14 protein-coding genes are annotated in these 14,606 nt (G+C 60.2%); 6 read left to right on the forward strand and 8 right to left on the reverse strand.

The features are described from left to right. The first annotated feature begins 29 nt into the window (after positions 1-29). The 3 genes from ABD827_RS08590 (at position 30) to ABD827_RS08600 (ending at position 4,247) form a co-directional block, all read left to right on the forward strand. Entirely contained in the window at positions 30-362 is a 333-nt protein-coding gene (locus ABD827_RS08590; RefSeq protein WP_298721541.1) for a hypothetical protein, read from the forward strand. 235 nt (positions 363-597) lie between these two features. Then, positions 598-1,638 carry a TRAP transporter substrate-binding protein DctP gene (dctP, locus tag ABD827_RS08595; RefSeq protein WP_344964106.1) on the forward strand — a complete coding sequence of 347 codons (1,041 nt, stop codon included), beginning with the start codon at positions 598-600 and terminating at the stop codon, positions 1,636-1,638. Next, positions 1,635-4,247: a sensor domain-containing diguanylate cyclase gene (locus ABD827_RS08600; protein WP_344964108.1), complete on the forward strand. Its 2,613-nt coding sequence runs from the start codon at positions 1,635-1,637 to the stop codon at positions 4,245-4,247. The genes dctP and ABD827_RS08600 overlap by 4 nt, the downstream gene beginning before the upstream one ends. 19 nt (positions 4,248-4,266) lie before the next feature. Here ABD827_RS08600 and murQ read toward each other — a convergent pair whose 3' ends face one another. The 3 genes from murQ to ABD827_RS08615 all read right to left on the reverse strand — a co-directional run bounded on the left by murQ (position 4,267) and on the right by ABD827_RS08615 (position 6,589). Next, positions 4,267-5,178 (reverse strand): N-acetylmuramic acid 6-phosphate etherase, encoded by a 912-nt coding sequence (gene murQ, locus ABD827_RS08605; RefSeq protein ID WP_425567978.1) that lies wholly within the window; start codon positions 5,176-5,178, stop codon positions 4,267-4,269. A gap of 137 nt (positions 5,179-5,315) precedes the next feature. Beyond that, the gene (locus tag ABD827_RS08610) at positions 5,316-6,407 is read right to left on the reverse strand and encodes an anhydro-N-acetylmuramic acid kinase (protein ID WP_344964110.1); all 1,092 of its coding nucleotides are present in this window, start codon (positions 6,405-6,407) and stop codon (positions 5,316-5,318) included. Positions 6,408-6,409: 2 nt separating this feature from the next. Then, entirely contained in the window at positions 6,410-6,589 is a 180-nt protein-coding gene (locus ABD827_RS08615) for a hypothetical protein (protein ID WP_344964112.1), read from the reverse strand. Between the two features lie 141 nt (positions 6,590-6,730). Between ABD827_RS08615 and ABD827_RS08620 the strand changes: the two genes are divergently transcribed. Beyond that, the gene (locus ABD827_RS08620; protein WP_344964114.1) at positions 6,731-7,177 is read left to right on the forward strand and encodes an EVE domain-containing protein; all 447 of its coding nucleotides are present in this window, start codon (positions 6,731-6,733) and stop codon (positions 7,175-7,177) included. 22 nt (positions 7,178-7,199) lie between these two features. Here ABD827_RS08620 and ABD827_RS08625 read toward each other — a convergent pair whose 3' ends face one another. The 4 genes from ABD827_RS08625 to gmk all read right to left on the reverse strand — a co-directional run bounded on the left by ABD827_RS08625 (position 7,200) and on the right by gmk (position 11,585). Further along, complete coding sequence (locus tag ABD827_RS08625; protein WP_425567979.1) at positions 7,200-8,246, reverse strand: alpha/beta fold hydrolase; 1,047 nt, start codon at positions 8,244-8,246, stop codon at positions 7,200-7,202. A gap of 166 nt (positions 8,247-8,412) precedes the next feature. Beyond that, complete coding sequence (gene spoT / locus ABD827_RS08630) at positions 8,413-10,530, reverse strand: bifunctional GTP diphosphokinase/guanosine-3',5'-bis pyrophosphate 3'-pyrophosphohydrolase (protein ID WP_298721565.1); 2,118 nt, start codon at positions 10,528-10,530, stop codon at positions 8,413-8,415. Between the two features lie 100 nt (positions 10,531-10,630). Continuing rightward, the gene (rpoZ, locus tag ABD827_RS08635) at positions 10,631-10,906 is read right to left on the reverse strand and encodes a DNA-directed RNA polymerase subunit omega (RefSeq protein WP_298721568.1); all 276 of its coding nucleotides are present in this window, start codon (positions 10,904-10,906) and stop codon (positions 10,631-10,633) included. Between the two features lie 49 nt (positions 10,907-10,955). Further along, complete coding sequence (gene gmk, locus ABD827_RS08640) at positions 10,956-11,585, reverse strand: guanylate kinase (protein WP_344964119.1); 630 nt, start codon at positions 11,583-11,585, stop codon at positions 10,956-10,958. A 335-nt stretch (positions 11,586-11,920) separates the two neighbouring features. Here gmk and ABD827_RS08645 point away from each other — a divergent pair, with 335 nt between their 5' ends. Continuing rightward, entirely contained in the window at positions 11,921-12,217 is a 297-nt protein-coding gene (locus tag ABD827_RS08645; RefSeq protein WP_298721574.1) for a DUF6482 family protein, read from the forward strand. Between the two features lie 54 nt (positions 12,218-12,271). On the opposite strand, the gene ABD827_RS08650 is transcribed toward ABD827_RS08645, so the two are convergent. After that, positions 12,272-12,502, reverse strand: a complete 231-nt coding sequence (locus ABD827_RS08650) for a hypothetical protein (RefSeq protein WP_344964121.1) — start codon at positions 12,500-12,502, stop codon at positions 12,272-12,274. Positions 12,503-12,683: 181 nt separating this feature from the next. On the opposite strand from ABD827_RS08650, the gene ABD827_RS08655 reads away from it, so the two are divergent. Beyond that, complete coding sequence (locus ABD827_RS08655; protein WP_344964123.1) at positions 12,684-14,459, forward strand: hypothetical protein; 1,776 nt, start codon at positions 12,684-12,686, stop codon at positions 14,457-14,459. Positions 14,460-14,606 lie beyond the last annotated feature (147 nt).

Consider the following 14,606-nt stretch of genomic DNA (forward strand, 5'->3'; position numbering starts at 1 on the left):
GCCAACGGGTTTATGAGAAGGGGAGCTATATGAGCACATTACCCAACGAGGGACAGGCCGAGGTGGCGCTGGTCAAGCGACATCTGAAACTTGATCACCTCAATCAGCTGCAGATAGAGCTGCTGGCCGAGGTGTTTGCCGCCGAGCCCGGCGTGGCCAAGGTGGTGGTGCGCAAGCACTGGCTGGATATCGACTACGATGCTGCCGTGCTGACCCTGGATCGGGTGATCGCCATACTGGAAGCCCATGGTGGCGAGTTGTCTGCCGACTGGTGGACGGCGTTCAAGGCCCACTGGTATCGCCGGCGGGAGGAAAAACTGCGCGCGCGCCTGGCTCGTGAAGAGGACGATTCCATCGAGTGACCGTCTCGTGCCCATGCTGCCGGGCCGGAGCACCGGCCATTCAGGAAAGATCCTCATGGATCCCTTCCGGCCTGCGCTGCAGGACTATTCTGCAAGACCACATTTTCGCAAAAAAGACCCTAACTACGAGCTAAATCAATGATTTGCAAAGAGGCCTCGGATATACTGCCGGGGTGGCGAATAATTGAGCCTTTTCATCGACTCGAACCCGGCCTTATCAGGAAGACAAGTGGCAATGAAGGAAATATTCATCAACTCTCGACGATGGTTTGCCGTGCTGGCGGCTATGCTGACTCTGCTGGGCGGCAATGGTCTCGCCCGGGCGCAAGCGTCGCTCCCCCAGGTGCTGCGGATCTCGACCGAAAATACCGCCGAACATGTTCAGACCCAGGCTATTGCCCGCTTTGCCCGGCAGCTCGAACGTGCCAGTGACGGGCGGCTCGAGGTTCGTTTTCATCATAGTGCCCGGCTGTTTCGCGACCGCGACGCGATTGCGGCGCTGACCGGCGGCAAGGTCGAAATGGTGGTGCCGGGCATGTGGCAACTGGATCGCTATGTGCCCGATGTGGGCCTTTACATGCTGCCGTTGTTCTACGGCCGTGCGGCCGAGCAGCACTACGCGGTGCGCGATGGCGAGATTGGTCACATGGTGAGCCGGCGAATCGAGTCGGATCTGGGCGTCAGGGTGCTCGGACGCTGGCTGGATCTGGGCCATGCCCATCTTTATTTTACCGACGCGCATGTGAGCCGCCACGCCGATCTGGCCGGTCTGCGGGTTCGCATTCCCGGCGGCGCCGCCAACCGGGGCCGGCTGGAGGCGTTCAAGGCCGAGCCGGTGCTGATTGCCTGGCCCGATCTGCCCAATGCACTGGAGCGCGGGCAGGTGCAGGGTATGCTTACCACCCATGAAACCGTGCGCAGCGCGGCCCTCTGGAGCAAAGGCATTCGCTTCGGCTTCGAGGATATGGAGTATTTTGCCCAGTATGTGCCGATGATCAATGCCCGGTTTTGGAATGGGTTGTCCGAGGAGTTGCGCCAACTGGTGCGGGACACCTGGGATCAGGTGGTCGATGCGCAGCGCGAGGCGGCGGCCAGGGCACAGCGCGAAGCGCGCAAGGTGCTGCTGGAGCGCGGGGTCGAGATCGTCAAGCCGGATGAAAAGGTGCTGGCGCAATGGCGCCATATTGCCGGCAAGCAACAGCCGGCGCTGGTGCATGAAATAGGGATCGACCCGTTGCTGGTCGAACGAGCTCAACAGGTGGTTGACCAGCGATGACGTCCCAGCCGTTTCATTTGTCGGTACAGAGCAGTCAGCAGGATAACCGACTGGCGCGATCCATTTTTCCGGGCACGGTGGCACTGCTGCTGGTGATGACGGTCATGCTCGCCTGGGGCTTGTATCAGGATTACCGCTACTCGCTGCAAAGTGCCGGTGAGCGTCTGCAGACGCAACTGCGGGCCTTCGGCAGCGCGGTGGATATCGCCTTCGTCTCGGCCGATCATGTGCTACACGACACCCGTCATACGCTGGAATCCCGTTCGCAACCCCTCGACGCGCAGACCGATCTGCGGCGCTTGTTATTGGGCTCGCTGCTGGAAACGTCGGCGCTGGACAGCCTGACGCTTTATCATCCCGATGGCCGGGTTGCCGCCAGCGCCGGCCAGACGCTCGGGGTGCGGCATCTGGCGCCGGGCTGGGTCATCGACGGCCTGAAGGCCGGCAGCCAGTCGTTTACGGGAATCGAAAACGGGCGTCTGGGGGTGGCCGAGCTGGTGAGGGGCCCCGAGGGCCAGCTGATCGGTGTCTTGCTGGCCATGGTAGACCCGGAACGCATCGACTCCGAGCTGGAAAGTGGCGATGGCTACGGCGGGCAACACCTGATGTTGCTCGATAACCGCAACCGCCCCCTGATGGTGACCGGCTCCAGCTTTGAGCAGCAGAAGCTGCAGGTGCTGCGGCAACTGGATCAACAGCTTGAACTCGATCTGTTCAGTGCCTACGGTACGCGTCTTGTTTTTGGCGAGCAGTATCTGTTTGCGATTCGCCAGCTGGGCCAGCAACCGATCAGAGCCTTTGCGGCGATTGAGCGGGAACGGGTGCTGGCCGGCTGGACGTTTCGTGCCTTATTTGCCGGTGCGGGCCTGGGCGTGGTGCTGCTGTTGTCGCTGGCGTTTCTGCAGCACTGGCGGAACAGTCGCGCCCGCGAGCGCCAGGCCGCCAACGATCTGGTCCGGCTGTATCAGGCTATCGAGCAGGTGCCGTCGCCGATCATGATTACCGATCTCGACCGTCGCATCATTTATGTGAACCGCGTCTTTCTGATGCGCAGCGGTTACAGCAGCGAAGAGGTGCTGGGTCAGAAACCGAACATGCTGTCGTCGGGCCAGACGCCGGCGGCCACCTATCAGGCCCTGCAGCGCGAGCTGAAGCTCGAACAGACGTGGCAGGGCGAGTTCATCAACCGCATGCGTGATGGCAGCGAACGGGTCGAGCAGGCGATGGTTACGCCGGTGCGCGATGTGGACGGCCGAGTGGTCAGCTACTTTGCGATCAGTCACGACGTGACCGAGCAGCGCGAATTCGAAGCGCGCCTGTATCGGTATCGTGAAATCGTTAACGCCGCCGACGAGCTGATGGCACTGGTGGATACCCATTATTGCTATCAGCAGGTCAATCGCCGTTACCTCGATTACCACCACCGGGAGCGCGACGAGATAGAAGGGCATGCCTGGTGGGAGCTGTATGGCGACGAGCTGTTCAATAGCCGGATGAAGGGCAACCTGGATACGGCGCTGAAGGGAACGCCGTTTGTTACCGAAGGCTGGATTGAGTTCAAGGGGGCGGGACGGCGTTTCTGCCGCATGACCGGTCATCCCATTACCGGAGACGATGGCCACATCGAGAGTGTCGCCATCAATATTGCCGACCTGACCGAACGCAAACAGTCGGAAGAGGCGCTGCGCAGCAGTGAAGCACGTTTTCGGGCGCTGTCCGAGTTCTCCCCCATGGGGATTTTCGAGTCGGATGCGAGCGGCCGGAATATTTATTCCAACCGGTATTTCTGCGACATGCTTGGCGCCTCTGCCGATAAGCTGCGCGGATTTGGCTGGACCGACATGCTGCACCCGGACGATCTTGAATCGGTGCTAAGCAGCTGGCAGGAAACCATGGCCCGCCAGCACCCGGATTGGTACTGCGAAGGGCGCGTGCTTAACGATGATAACCAGGTGCGCTGGTTCCGTTGCGTAGCGCGGCGCTATGATGATCCGGACGCCAGCGAGGCGCGCTATATCGGGATCGTGGTGGATATCACCGGGCAGGTTGAGCACCAGGCCGTGCTGGAGCGCAAGAACCGTGAGCTTGAGCGGCTATCCACCACCGATGTGCTGACCGGCCTGGCCAACCGTGGCCGTCTTGAAGCGCTGATGATCCAGGAAATTCACCGCTACGAGCGTTACGGTACCGGTTTTGCGATTGTGATGCTGGATGTGGATCACTTCAAGCAGGTCAACGATAGCTGTGGTCATCAGGTGGGCGACCAGGTGTTGCGCCAGCTTGCCGATCTGATGCGCCTGAACACCCGGCTCAGCGACTGTCCGGGCCGCTGGGGTGGCGAGGAGTTTCTGATCATTTGCCCTAATACCGGGTTGGAGGGGGCGCGTCAGCTGGCCGAGAGCCTGCGTCGGTACATCGAACAGGCTCACTTTCCGGTGATTGGCCACCGTACCTGCAGCTTCGGGGTGGCGGCCATTCAGCCCGGTGATCAGTCCAAGGAGATGCTCAAGCGTGCCGACGATGCGATGTACCGCGCCAAAAGCGGCGGCCGCAACCGGGTTGAGGTCGGGTTGGCCGACAATGTCACTGTCGAACAAGAGTCGGCCTGAGCGCGCGGCGGCGGGTCGCTTATTCCAGCGCCCGGCGTAGTACGCCCTGGCCGTGCCTTAGCCGGGCTTCGGCTTCGGCCTTGTCGAGGCCGGAGAGCAGCATCAGTATGGCCAGTTTCACCTGCTGGTCTGCCCGTTGCAGTGCCAGGGCGGCGGCCTGCTCGTCCACGCCGGTGGCCTGCATCACGATGCGCTGGGCCCGGGCCTGCAGCTTCAGGTTGCTGGCATTCAGATCCACCATCAAATTCTGATACACCTTGCCCAGGCGGATCATGCTGGCGGTGGTCAGCATGTTGAGCACCAGCTTCTGGGCGGTACCGGATTTGAGCCGGGTCGAGCCGGTGATCACCTCGGGACCGACCTCGGGCTCGATTTGGATGTCGGCCGCCTGGCCGATGAGAGAATCACCATTGCAGGCCAGCGCCACCGTTGCCGCCCCCTGCTGGCGGGCATAATGCAGCCCGCCCAGTACATAGGGGGTGCGGCCGCTGGCGGCGATACCCACCACCACATCATTGGCGTTCAGTTCGAGCCGTTGCAGATCCTGGGCGCCCAGCTGTTCGTTGTCTTCCGCCCCTTCCTGCGCGCGAAACATGGCCTGTGGGCCACCGGCAATCAGCCCGACTACCATGCCCTCTGGCACGCTGAAGGTGGGTGGGCACTCGGACGCGTCCAGTACGCCCAGGCGGCCGCTGGTGCCGGCCCCCATATAAACCAGTCGGCCACCCCGGTGAAAGGCCGCCACTATGGTATCGACGGCGGCGGCGATGGCGGGCAGAACGCGTTCAACCGCTTCCGGTACCTGTTTATCCTGAGTGTTGATGGTGGTCAGAATATCCAGGGTCGACTGCCGGTCGATGTGCAGGGTGTCGGGATTGCGGCCTTCGGAGGCGAGTCGGGCCAGAGCCTTGAGCAGATCTTTGGTATCCATGGCGGTGCTCCATATGGGAAACATAGGGTCGATATATTGTGTAAAGAGTATTCGGCCGTTTGAGCCGTGCTACCGTTCTGGTCGATTGAAATCGACCCTACAAGAGATAATGCCGTTCTTTACGCTTCTCAAGGGGATTATCCCGGCAGATGAATAGCGCCCAGAATGGCGGGGCGGCGGGCACCGGTGACCTCCGGCAGATTGCCCGGCAGGTTGTGCATCGTCTGGTGGGCCAGCCAGGCAAAGGCCATGGCTTCCATGGCGTCCATATCCACGCCGGCGCTGTTGCTGGTATCGACCCGCCAGTTTGGCAGCAGGGCGGCCAGCCGTTGCATCAGCAGCGGGTTATGGCCGCCGCCGCCGCACACCAGCAGTTCGCCCGCCGGCCATTTATCGACCTCGTTGGCGATGGCGGTGGCGGTAAATTCGGCCAGCGTCGCCTGCACGTCGGCCGGTTTTATCTCTACGGGTAGTCGGGCATTCAGCCAGGCTTCGCTGAACAGCTCGCGGCCGGTGCTCTTGGGGGCGGGCAGGGCCAGCCAGGGTTCGGCCAGCAGCCGGTTCAGCAGCGCGGTATCGACCCGGCCCTGCAGGGCGAAGGCGGCGTTGTTATCATACGGCTGGCCGAGATGGCGGCGAGCCCAGAGATCCATCAGCATGTTGCCGGGGCCGACATCAAAGCCGAGCACCGGCTGGTCCGGTGCCAGCACCGTGATGTTGGCGATGCCGCCGATGTTGACCAGGATGCGCACATGATCCACGCCACCCAGTACCCGCTGATGAAAGGCGGGCACCAGGGGGGCGCCCTGGCCACCCAGGGCCATGTCTTTGCGGCGAAAGTCGTTGATGGCGATGATACCGGTGTCGGCCGCCAGCCGGTTGCCGTCGCCCAGTTGCAGCGAAAACGGCAGAGGCCCGGCGGGTTGATGCCAGACCGTCTGACCGTGGCAGCCGATGGCTCGGATGTGTTCGGCGCTGTGGCCCGACTCATGCAGCAATTGCAGGGTGACGGCGGCATAGGCCTGGCCGAGCTCGGCGTCCAGCTCGCCCCATTGTCGGGCCGTGACGGCGTCGCCCCCGGCCAGGGCCAGCAACCGCCGGCGCAGGCCGGGCTCGAAGGGGCTGCCGGTGCGCGCCAGCAGCGTGACCCGCTCGCCGTCGGTGGCTACCAGTACTGCATCGATGCCGTCCAGGCTGGTACCGGACATGATGCCGATGTATTTTTCCATGCTCACCAGTCGCTCGGCAGGGTTTGTACCGGGCTGACCGGAACGCTGATCACTTCATTTTCGAAGGGCTGAGGCTCGGCCTCGACCTCCGGCACAGCAGTGGGTTGGGGTACCGGCATCTCGGGAGTGCCGCCACAGGCACTCAGCAACAGTGCCAGAGCAAGCCACCAGGGTTTGTACATCGCGTATTTCTCCGTGCAAAGTGACTGGATATCAAAGTGACTATCTATGAAGTGAGTATGTATCATCGCGGTCAAACAAGGTTGCCATAGCCGGCTGGCGGCTGCCAGCCTGGCATCACAAAATAAACAAGAGGGGATACCATGGCCTACTGGCTGTTCAAGACCGAGCCCGATACCTTTTCCATCGATGATTTGGCCCGTGCCAACACCGTCTGGGAAGGGGTGCGCAACTATCAGGCCCGTAATTTTCTGCGTGATCGGGTGCAGGTGGGGGATCGGGTCTTCATTTATCATTCCAGCTGTAAACGGGTAGGCATCGCCGGCATCGGCAAGGTGGAGCGCGCCGGTTTTCCCGACCCGTTCGCCTTCGACCCGACCAGCCCCTACTTCGATGATAAATCCAATCCGGAACAACCCCGCTGGTATGCGGTGGAGCTTGGCTTTGAGCGCAAACTGCCGCTGGTGCCGCTGGCCGCACTCAAGGCCAATCCGGCGTTAAGCGGGCTGCCATTGGTGCAAAAAGGCAGCCGGCTGTCGGTGATGCCGGTGAGCGAGGCCGAGTGGCAGGCCATACTTTCGATGGTATGAGTGGTGAGTCATCCCCATCACTTCAGGGGTATTGCTCGAAGAACGACAGCGCGGCTTCCAGTGCTTGCTGGCGCTGACGATCCCGTTCGATAAACAGCTCGTGGGATGCCTTCTTGATGACCTTGGGGGCCCCACCCTCGCAATGGGCGAGGGCCTGGCAAAAGCGATTCTGGGCGCGGTTGTCCACCACCACATCGTTACCGGCCTGCAACACCAACAGGGGAGTGGCAATGCGGCTGGCCCGGGCTATGGTGCGGTCGCCGGCCTTGAGTGCCTGTTGCAGCCAGTTCAGGCTGGCGCCGCCCAGCTGTAATTCGGGCTGTTGCCGGTACAGATCGCGAAACAGCCGATAACGCAGTTCGCTGTGGGTCAGCTCATTGTCTTCGAAGGGCACCTCTACATAACCGCCGCCCTGGCCGGGCGCATAGCAGGCCTCCCGACCCAGCCAGCGACAGCCGGTATCGAGCGTGGCAATCAGGCCGTCGGCCAGCCAGCGCGGCAGAGGCCCGAGATAAATCCCCATCATGGGTGACGATAGCGTCGCCGCCTGCAGCCGGACCCGGGTTTCGCTCAGCCACAGCGCCGAGATGGTGCCGCCCATGGAGTGGGACAGCAGGTAGAGGCTGTTCACCGGCTCCATCAGCACCACCTGCTGCACGAACTGCTCCAGATCCTGTACGTAATCGTCAAAGTCTGCCACGTACCCCATCAGCGGATCCTTGAGCTGTCGGGGGGCCAGGCCCTGACCGCGATGATCGTAGAGGTAGACGTTATAACCGTTGTTGAATAGATCCCGCGCCAGCTCCTGATACTTGAGATAGCTTTCGGTGCGGCCGTTGACCAGTATGATGGCTTTCTGATGCTCGGGACGGCTCAGGCTGGCGTAGGGTAATTCCAGGCCGTCGGTCGTGGCGAACTGCCCCTGTTTCGCCTGTTGTTGCCAGAAGGCATTCAGCCCGGACTGACCGAGCTCGCCGAGTTCGGCTTCGGTGGTCAGGCGGGGGAGGGCAATGGCGGCGGCGGTATTCATAAGCAGGCAAATCCCGATCAGGAACAGGCGAGCGAGCATAGAAGGCTCCGAGCGGTTCGCTATTAAACAAGATGACTGGCAGTGTAGCGTGAAAGAGGGAGGGATTACACAATGCCAGGCGTGAGGCGTGAGGCGTGAGGCGTGAGGCGTGAGGCGTGAGGCGTGAGGGGGGGGTTAATTCCTTTCCCCTCACTCTTCACCGTATTTACTTGCGCAGGCGATAGACCTTGAGCACGTTGGGCGTAACCCGGATCTTGCGCATGATGTTGGCCAGATGAATGCGGCTCTTGGTGGTGATCAGCAACTCGACCACGTAGACCCGGCCATCCTTTTCTTCGGTGGCGATGCTGTGAATGTTGGCGCCGGTGGCGGCAATCACATTGGCCAGCTCGGCCAGGGCACCCTGATGGTTGATGATCTCGATGCCGATTTCGGTTTTGAACTCGAAATCGAAGTCCTGCTCCATGTCCCACTGCACCGGCAGATACTTGTCCGGCTCCTTGCTGTAGCCACGGATGTTCTTGCATGACTCCAGATGCACCACCAGGCCGCGGCCGGGGCTGATATGGGCGACGATGGGGTCACCGGGAATGGGACGACAGCAGTTGGCAAAATTGAGCAGCATGTCGTCGGCGCCACGAATCGGCATCTTCTTCATGGATTTGGTACGTTCTGCCGGTACTTCGTCCGGTTGGCTCAATAGCCGGCGCGCCACCACCACGCTCATGGCATTACCCAGGCCGATGTCCGCCAGCAGACTCTTGATGGAGCCATGCCTGGTGTCTTTCAGTACCTGCTCGATGCGCTCGGCCGGAATGTCTTCCAGGTTCTTGGCACCCAGGGCGTGGTTGAGCAGCCGTTTGCCCAATAGCTCCGACTCTTCGGTACGCAGGTTCTTCAGGAACTGACGAATTTTGGTGCGGGCGCGCGCAGTGACCACGAAGTTGAGCCAGGCCGCATTGGGGCGGGCGCTGGGGGCGGTGATGATTTCGATGGTCTGGCCCGAGTGCAGCGGCTGGCTGAGCGGAAACGGCTGGCGGTCAACCCGGGAGCCAACGCAGGCATGGCCGATGTCGGTGTGCACCGCGTAGGCGAAGTCGACCGGGGTGGCGCCCGAAGGCAGCTCCAGAATGCGCCCTTCCGGGGTGAACACATAGATTTCATCCGGAAACAGGTCGGTTTTGACCCCTTCGATAAATTCAAACGAAGAGCCGGCGCTCTGCTGCAGTTCGAGCAGGCTTTGCATCCAGCGCTGGGCGCGCACCTGAGCGGTGGTATCGGAGCGTTCGCTGTCCTGCTTGTAGGCCCAGTGCGCGGCCACCCCTTTATCGGCCATCTGATCCATGTATTCGGTACGGATCTGTACTTCCACCGGCACGCCATGTGGCCCCACCAGCGAGGTATGTAGCGACTGATAACCGTTGGTTTTGGGAATGGCGATGTAGTCCTTGAAGCGGCCCGGGCGCGGCTTGTACAGGGTGTGCATCTGGCCCAGCACCCGATAGCAGGTATCGATGTCTTTCACGATAACTCGAAAGGCATAGATATCCATGACTTCGTGGAACTGCAGCTCTTTCTTCACCATCTTGTGGTAGATGGAAAACAGGTTCTTTTCCCGGCCCTTGACCTGGGTGTCGATGCGGGCATCTTCCAGCCGGCCGCTGACTTCTTCCAGAATCGACTGAATGATCTCGCGGCGGTTGCCGCGGGCCCGGCGTACCGATTCGCGCAGCACCCTAGTACGCATGGGGTAGAGTGCTTCGAGCCCCAGCTCTTCCAGTTCGTTCTTGATGCTGTGAATGCCCAGCCGATTGGCGATGGGGGCATAAATTTCCAGGGTTTCCCGGGCGATACGGCGGCGTTTGTCCGGACGCAGGGCGCCCAGGGTACGCATGTTATGGGTGCGGTCGGCGAGCTTGATCAGGATGACCCGAATATCCTGGGTCATGGCTAGCACCATTTTGCGGAAGTTTTCGGTCTGGGCTTCCTTGCGATCCCGAAACTTGAGCTTGTCGAGTTTGGACACGCCTTCAACGAGATCGGCCACCGCCGGGCCGAACTGTTGTTCAAGCATGGTTTTGGTGACCGGGGTATCTTCGATGACATCGTGCAGCAAGGCGGCCATCAGGGTTTCGTGATCGAGGTGCATCTCTCCCAGAATACGTGCCACCGCGACCGGGTGGGTAATATAGGGTTCGCCGCTGGATCGGGCCTGCCCCTGATGGGCGTCCCGAGCCACCACGTAGGCAACCTTGAGTTGCTCTACCTGCTCGGCCGGCAGATAACTGGTGGCAAGCTCTTTGAGAGATTCAAATAGATACAAGTGATACCCCGACGGTCGATGCCGTTAATACGCAATTCAGAGGTCTGGCCCGCTCCGGGCGGAACGGGCCGGCCGGCACAAGCCGGAGGACACACCGGGTTTAGATGCGGCCTTCGGCGATGGCGGCAACGGCAGCCAGCTCGGCCGCTTCCATTTCCTGCTGTTCCTGGCGATCCTGTACATCCATCACCGCATGGTTAACCAGGCCTTGTTCGATTTCGCGCAGGGCAACCACGGTCGGCTTGTCGTTTTCTACCGCGACCAGCGGATCCTTGCCCTGGGTGGCCAGTTGGCGGGCGCGACGGGAAGCAACCAGAACCAGATCAAAACGGTTGCCTACCTGCTCAACAGCATCTTCAACAGTAACGCGTGCCATAATGGACTCCAATGATTAAAAAAGGTGCAAAATTCTAATGGATCTTAGCTTATTCCGCCAGTAGTCCGGAAAGCAAGTCCTGGAAACGTATCGCCTGCTTGCCGGTATTGGCACGCTCGGCTTCGATAATGGAACTGAGTTGGTTCAACGCATGCTCGAAGGTATCGTTGACCAGCAGATAGTCGTATTCGCTGTAGTGGGACATTTCCGATACCGCCTTGTCCATGCGGCCCTTGATGACAGCGGCACTGTCCTGCTGGCGAGCGTTCAGCCGGCGTTCCAGCTCTTCCCGACTCGGCGGCAGAATAAAGATGGATTTGGCGCTGGGCGATTGGGCGCGGATCTGGCGAGCGCCCTGCCAGTCGATATCCAGCAGAATATCGATACCTTTTGCCAGCTGGGCATCGATCCACTCGCGCGAGGTGCCATAGTAGTTGCCGAACACTTCGGCCCACTCGTAAAAGGCACCACGGTCTATCAGCGTCTTGAACTGAGATTGATCCACAAAGTGATAGTGAACCCCGTCAACTTCACCCGGGCGCATGGCTCTGGTGGTATGAGAGACGGAAACCTGCAGCTTGCCGTCGGCGCTGGGGCGTTCCAACAGCGCCTTGATCAGGCTGGATTTGCCTGCGCCGCTGGGGGAAGAAATAATAAATAAGGTACCGATGTGCGCCATAATGTCGTGCCCGTTCTGGGGTTATCTGCCAGCGCCGAGCATGGGGCTGGAACCAAGGGCGGCAAAGCTTACCAGAAGACGGCGGATAAAAAAATGGCCGTTGTAAATACAACGACCAGTCAAAGGTAACTATAGCTTGCTGCGGAAGTGCCCTCCACGCAAATTGCATTATGATCAGCAGGCCGCTTCGGCTCTATCAGTTTTTACCTGATAAAAACTTCGTAAAAACCGAGTAATTATTCGGGCAGGTCGAGCTGTGCTGCTGAATGAAGACGACCAACAGGCCGGTCAGAATGAATCGATACGCACTTTTAATGATACGAGAGGAAGACAGGATGATCACTCTGACCCATCTGCTGAGCGAACAGCCGAAAGTGGAACGGCTGGCGATTCAGTCACACGACATGTGCATGTATCTGGTTGAACTGACGCAAGCCGGTAATACCGACTTGTTGGCCGGCGATAATGGCCGGCCCCTGGTGTTTCGCAGCATCGAGCATATCAAGCAGCAACTGGCGGGCCTGGAGGTAGCCAGTGCCGTACTGGTGCAGCACTCCCCTTACCATGAAATGATTGGCCTGGCAGATGATCCTGTGCCGCCGATGGAGATTGCCATCGTCTGGCCTTGCTGAGCGAGAGCGTGCACCTGTCTGTATGGTCTGCCGGCAGGATGAGATGTCCCTTTTTCAGCTTTCCGGCGGATTTTTCCGAACCACATCGACCTTGTGCTGCTCCTTGGTCCACTTGCCCTGAGGCTTGTCGATGTACTGAAAATGCTCGTTGGTAAAGCTGCCCTGATTGCAGGTGGTGCGATAGAAGGTGGTGGGCACCTTTTGGTAATCCAGCACCTGATTGAACACGCCCGGGCCTGTCATGTCGTAAACCCCGCTGATCTGGTTCTCCCGAATATTCTGCATTATCTGCTCGATCAACCGGGCCAGGTTGGCATTGCCGGCTGCTCAGCAGTATGTGCGCCTTCACGGGAGCTCCTGTAGCAAGTCGTGGCGTTAAAAAACGGTTTATTCTAGCATGTCCGGCCTGCAGACCGACCTCTGACGGTCAACAAAGATGACATAACCCCACTTAAAGGAGTTCTTCGTGCCAGCCAACAATCATGATCAGGCTTTTCTGGATATTCTGAATTTGCTGACCGTGGATCAACTCAAGCCCCGTTTCAAATCCTGTCCGGCCGCCGGCACGGCACCGACCCGCAAGGCGGAGCTGATCAGTGCCATCAAGACCTGGCTGTCCGGCAGTGGGCTGGCACTGGTTTGGCAGTCGCTGTCACCGCTGGAGCAGCAAGCGGTGCGCACCAGCCTTTACGGCAGCGACGGCTGGTTTGATGAGCGCCGCTTTAAAGCCGAATTTGACTCAGTGCCGGCCTGGTTTACCAAGCGTTATCACTACTACCACACCCCGGCCGAGCAGTACAAACTGGGGTGGTTTTTCTATCCGCCGGGGCGCTACCTGAGTGGTCAGCGCATTCCGGACTGGCTGCAGCAGCGGCTCAAATCACTGGTGTCACCTCCGGAGGTGGCGGTATTGTCACCCTGTGATCTGCCAACCCCGTTGCCCGACCATACGGTGATAGTCGAACGGGAGCGAGCGGCGGCAAGAGAGTTGCGATTGATGCTGGTATTGCTGCAGGAGGGCGAGCTCAAGGTCAGTGACAAAACCGGCCTGCCGGGCAAGGCGCTGCTGCAAAAGCTCTCGAGCCGGTTGGAGGAATATTACCCGGACGACCCCTGCGAAGACGCCCCGGGAGTGGCTCATATCAAGGCCTTTGGCTGGATCATGCTGTTGCAGGCCTCTCGCTGGGTACAGCGAAAAGCCGGCCGGCTGGTGCTGACTGCCGAGGGGCTTAAGCAACTGTCGGCCCCGCTGTATCGGACCCTGAGGCAATTGTGGCTGGACTGGCTGGATAGTCAGGTGCTGGACGAATTTTCCCGCATCGATATTATCAAGGGACAGACCGGCAAGGGCGCACAGACCCTGACGCCGGTGCCGGATCGCCGGCATGCGATAGCGGCGGCCCTGACCGAAAGTCCGGCCGGCGGCTGGGTATCCTATCCGGCCTTTTCCCGTTTCATGCTGACCGGCGGCCATGAGTTCGAGATCACCGAGGATGTCAGCGCCTTTTATATTTACGAGCGTCATTACGGCACTCTCTACCATGCCGAGTGGGAGGTGTTGCAGGGGCGATATTTGCGCTGTGTGCTGCTGGAATACGCCGCCACCCTGGGGCTGATAGATGTGGTGCTGGCGCCGCCCCAGCAGCCGGAGCCGGACTACGACTTCATGTGGGGTGCCGATGACCTCGAATGCCTGAGCCGGTACGATGGCCTGCTTTATGTGCGGCTGAATGCGCTGGGTGCCTATTGTCTGGGACTGAGCAAGGACTATGAGGATCCGTCGGCCAGCCGGCAAACGGCCCTGACCATGCAAAAAGGTTACCGACTGCAGTTCAACCAACCGCCGAGTGAGGCCGAGCTGTTGCTGATAGAAGGCTATGCGGATGGCCTGAACGAGCAGGGCTGGCAGTTGTCGGTGGAGAAAATGCTGACCCTGCTGGAAAACGGCGGCAGCCTGACGCCGTTGCGCGACTTTATTGCCAAGCGCGATCCTCAGCCTTATCTGCCGGAAGATAGCGAGCAGCTGCTGGCCGGCTGCGAAGCCAATGCCCGGGCGGTGACGCCGGCAGGCACAGTGCTGTTGTTGCACTGTCGGGACGAGCAGACGGCGACCGCCATCGCCACCCATCCTCTTACCGCCGGCTTGTGTCAGGCGGCGGGCGATAACCGCTTGTTGATTGAGCCCCGCCGAGAACAGAATTTTCGCCGGGCCCTGCATCAGGCCGGTTATGGCATGGGATAATCTATTGTGAGGCTGTCTCAGTCACAACTCTGTCAGCCCATAAAATATGCTCAGAGGCAACTGGGTAGCCTCTTCCGACACGCTAAACCGCATCCCTGCGACGCTCATCACATGACGTCCTGTCATGTGATGGTCGGCTGAAGCTAT

Source organism: Oceanisphaera sediminis, assembly GCF_039539745.1.
Classification (GTDB): Bacteria; Pseudomonadota; Gammaproteobacteria; order Enterobacterales; family Aeromonadaceae; genus Oceanimonas; species Oceanimonas sediminis.

Bases quoted from the DNA above. Each gene is read 5' to 3' on its own strand.
- ABD827_RS08590 (WP_298721541.1), top strand. From the start codon at position 30: ATGAGCACATTACCCAACGAGGGACAGGCCGAGGTGGCGCTGGTCAAG.
- dctP (WP_344964106.1), top strand. From the start codon at position 598: ATGAAGGAAATATTCATCAACTCTCGACGATGGTTTGCCGTGCTGGCG.
- ABD827_RS08600 (WP_344964108.1), top strand. From the start codon at position 1,635: ATGACGTCCCAGCCGTTTCATTTGTCGGTACAGAGCAGTCAGCAGGAT.
- murQ (WP_425567978.1), bottom strand. From the start codon at position 5,178: ATGGATACCAAAGATCTGCTCAAGGCTCTGGCCCGACTCGCCTCCGAA.
- ABD827_RS08610 (WP_344964110.1), bottom strand. From the start codon at position 6,407: ATGGAAAAATACATCGGCATCATGTCCGGTACCAGCCTGGACGGCATC.
- ABD827_RS08615 (WP_344964112.1), bottom strand. From the start codon at position 6,589: ATGTACAAACCCTGGTGGCTTGCTCTGGCACTGTTGCTGAGTGCCTGT.
- ABD827_RS08620 (WP_344964114.1), top strand. From the start codon at position 6,731: ATGGCCTACTGGCTGTTCAAGACCGAGCCCGATACCTTTTCCATCGAT.
- ABD827_RS08625 (WP_425567979.1), bottom strand. From the start codon at position 8,246: ATGCTCGCTCGCCTGTTCCTGATCGGGATTTGCCTGCTTATGAATACC.
- rpoZ (WP_298721568.1), bottom strand. From the start codon at position 10,906: ATGGCACGCGTTACTGTTGAAGATGCTGTTGAGCAGGTAGGCAACCGT.
- gmk (WP_344964119.1), bottom strand. From the start codon at position 11,585: ATGGCGCACATCGGTACCTTATTTATTATTTCTTCCCCCAGCGGCGCA.
- ABD827_RS08645 (WP_298721574.1), top strand. From the start codon at position 11,921: ATGATCACTCTGACCCATCTGCTGAGCGAACAGCCGAAAGTGGAACGG.
- ABD827_RS08650 (WP_344964121.1), bottom strand. From the start codon at position 12,502: ATGCAGAATATTCGGGAGAACCAGATCAGCGGGGTTTACGACATGACA.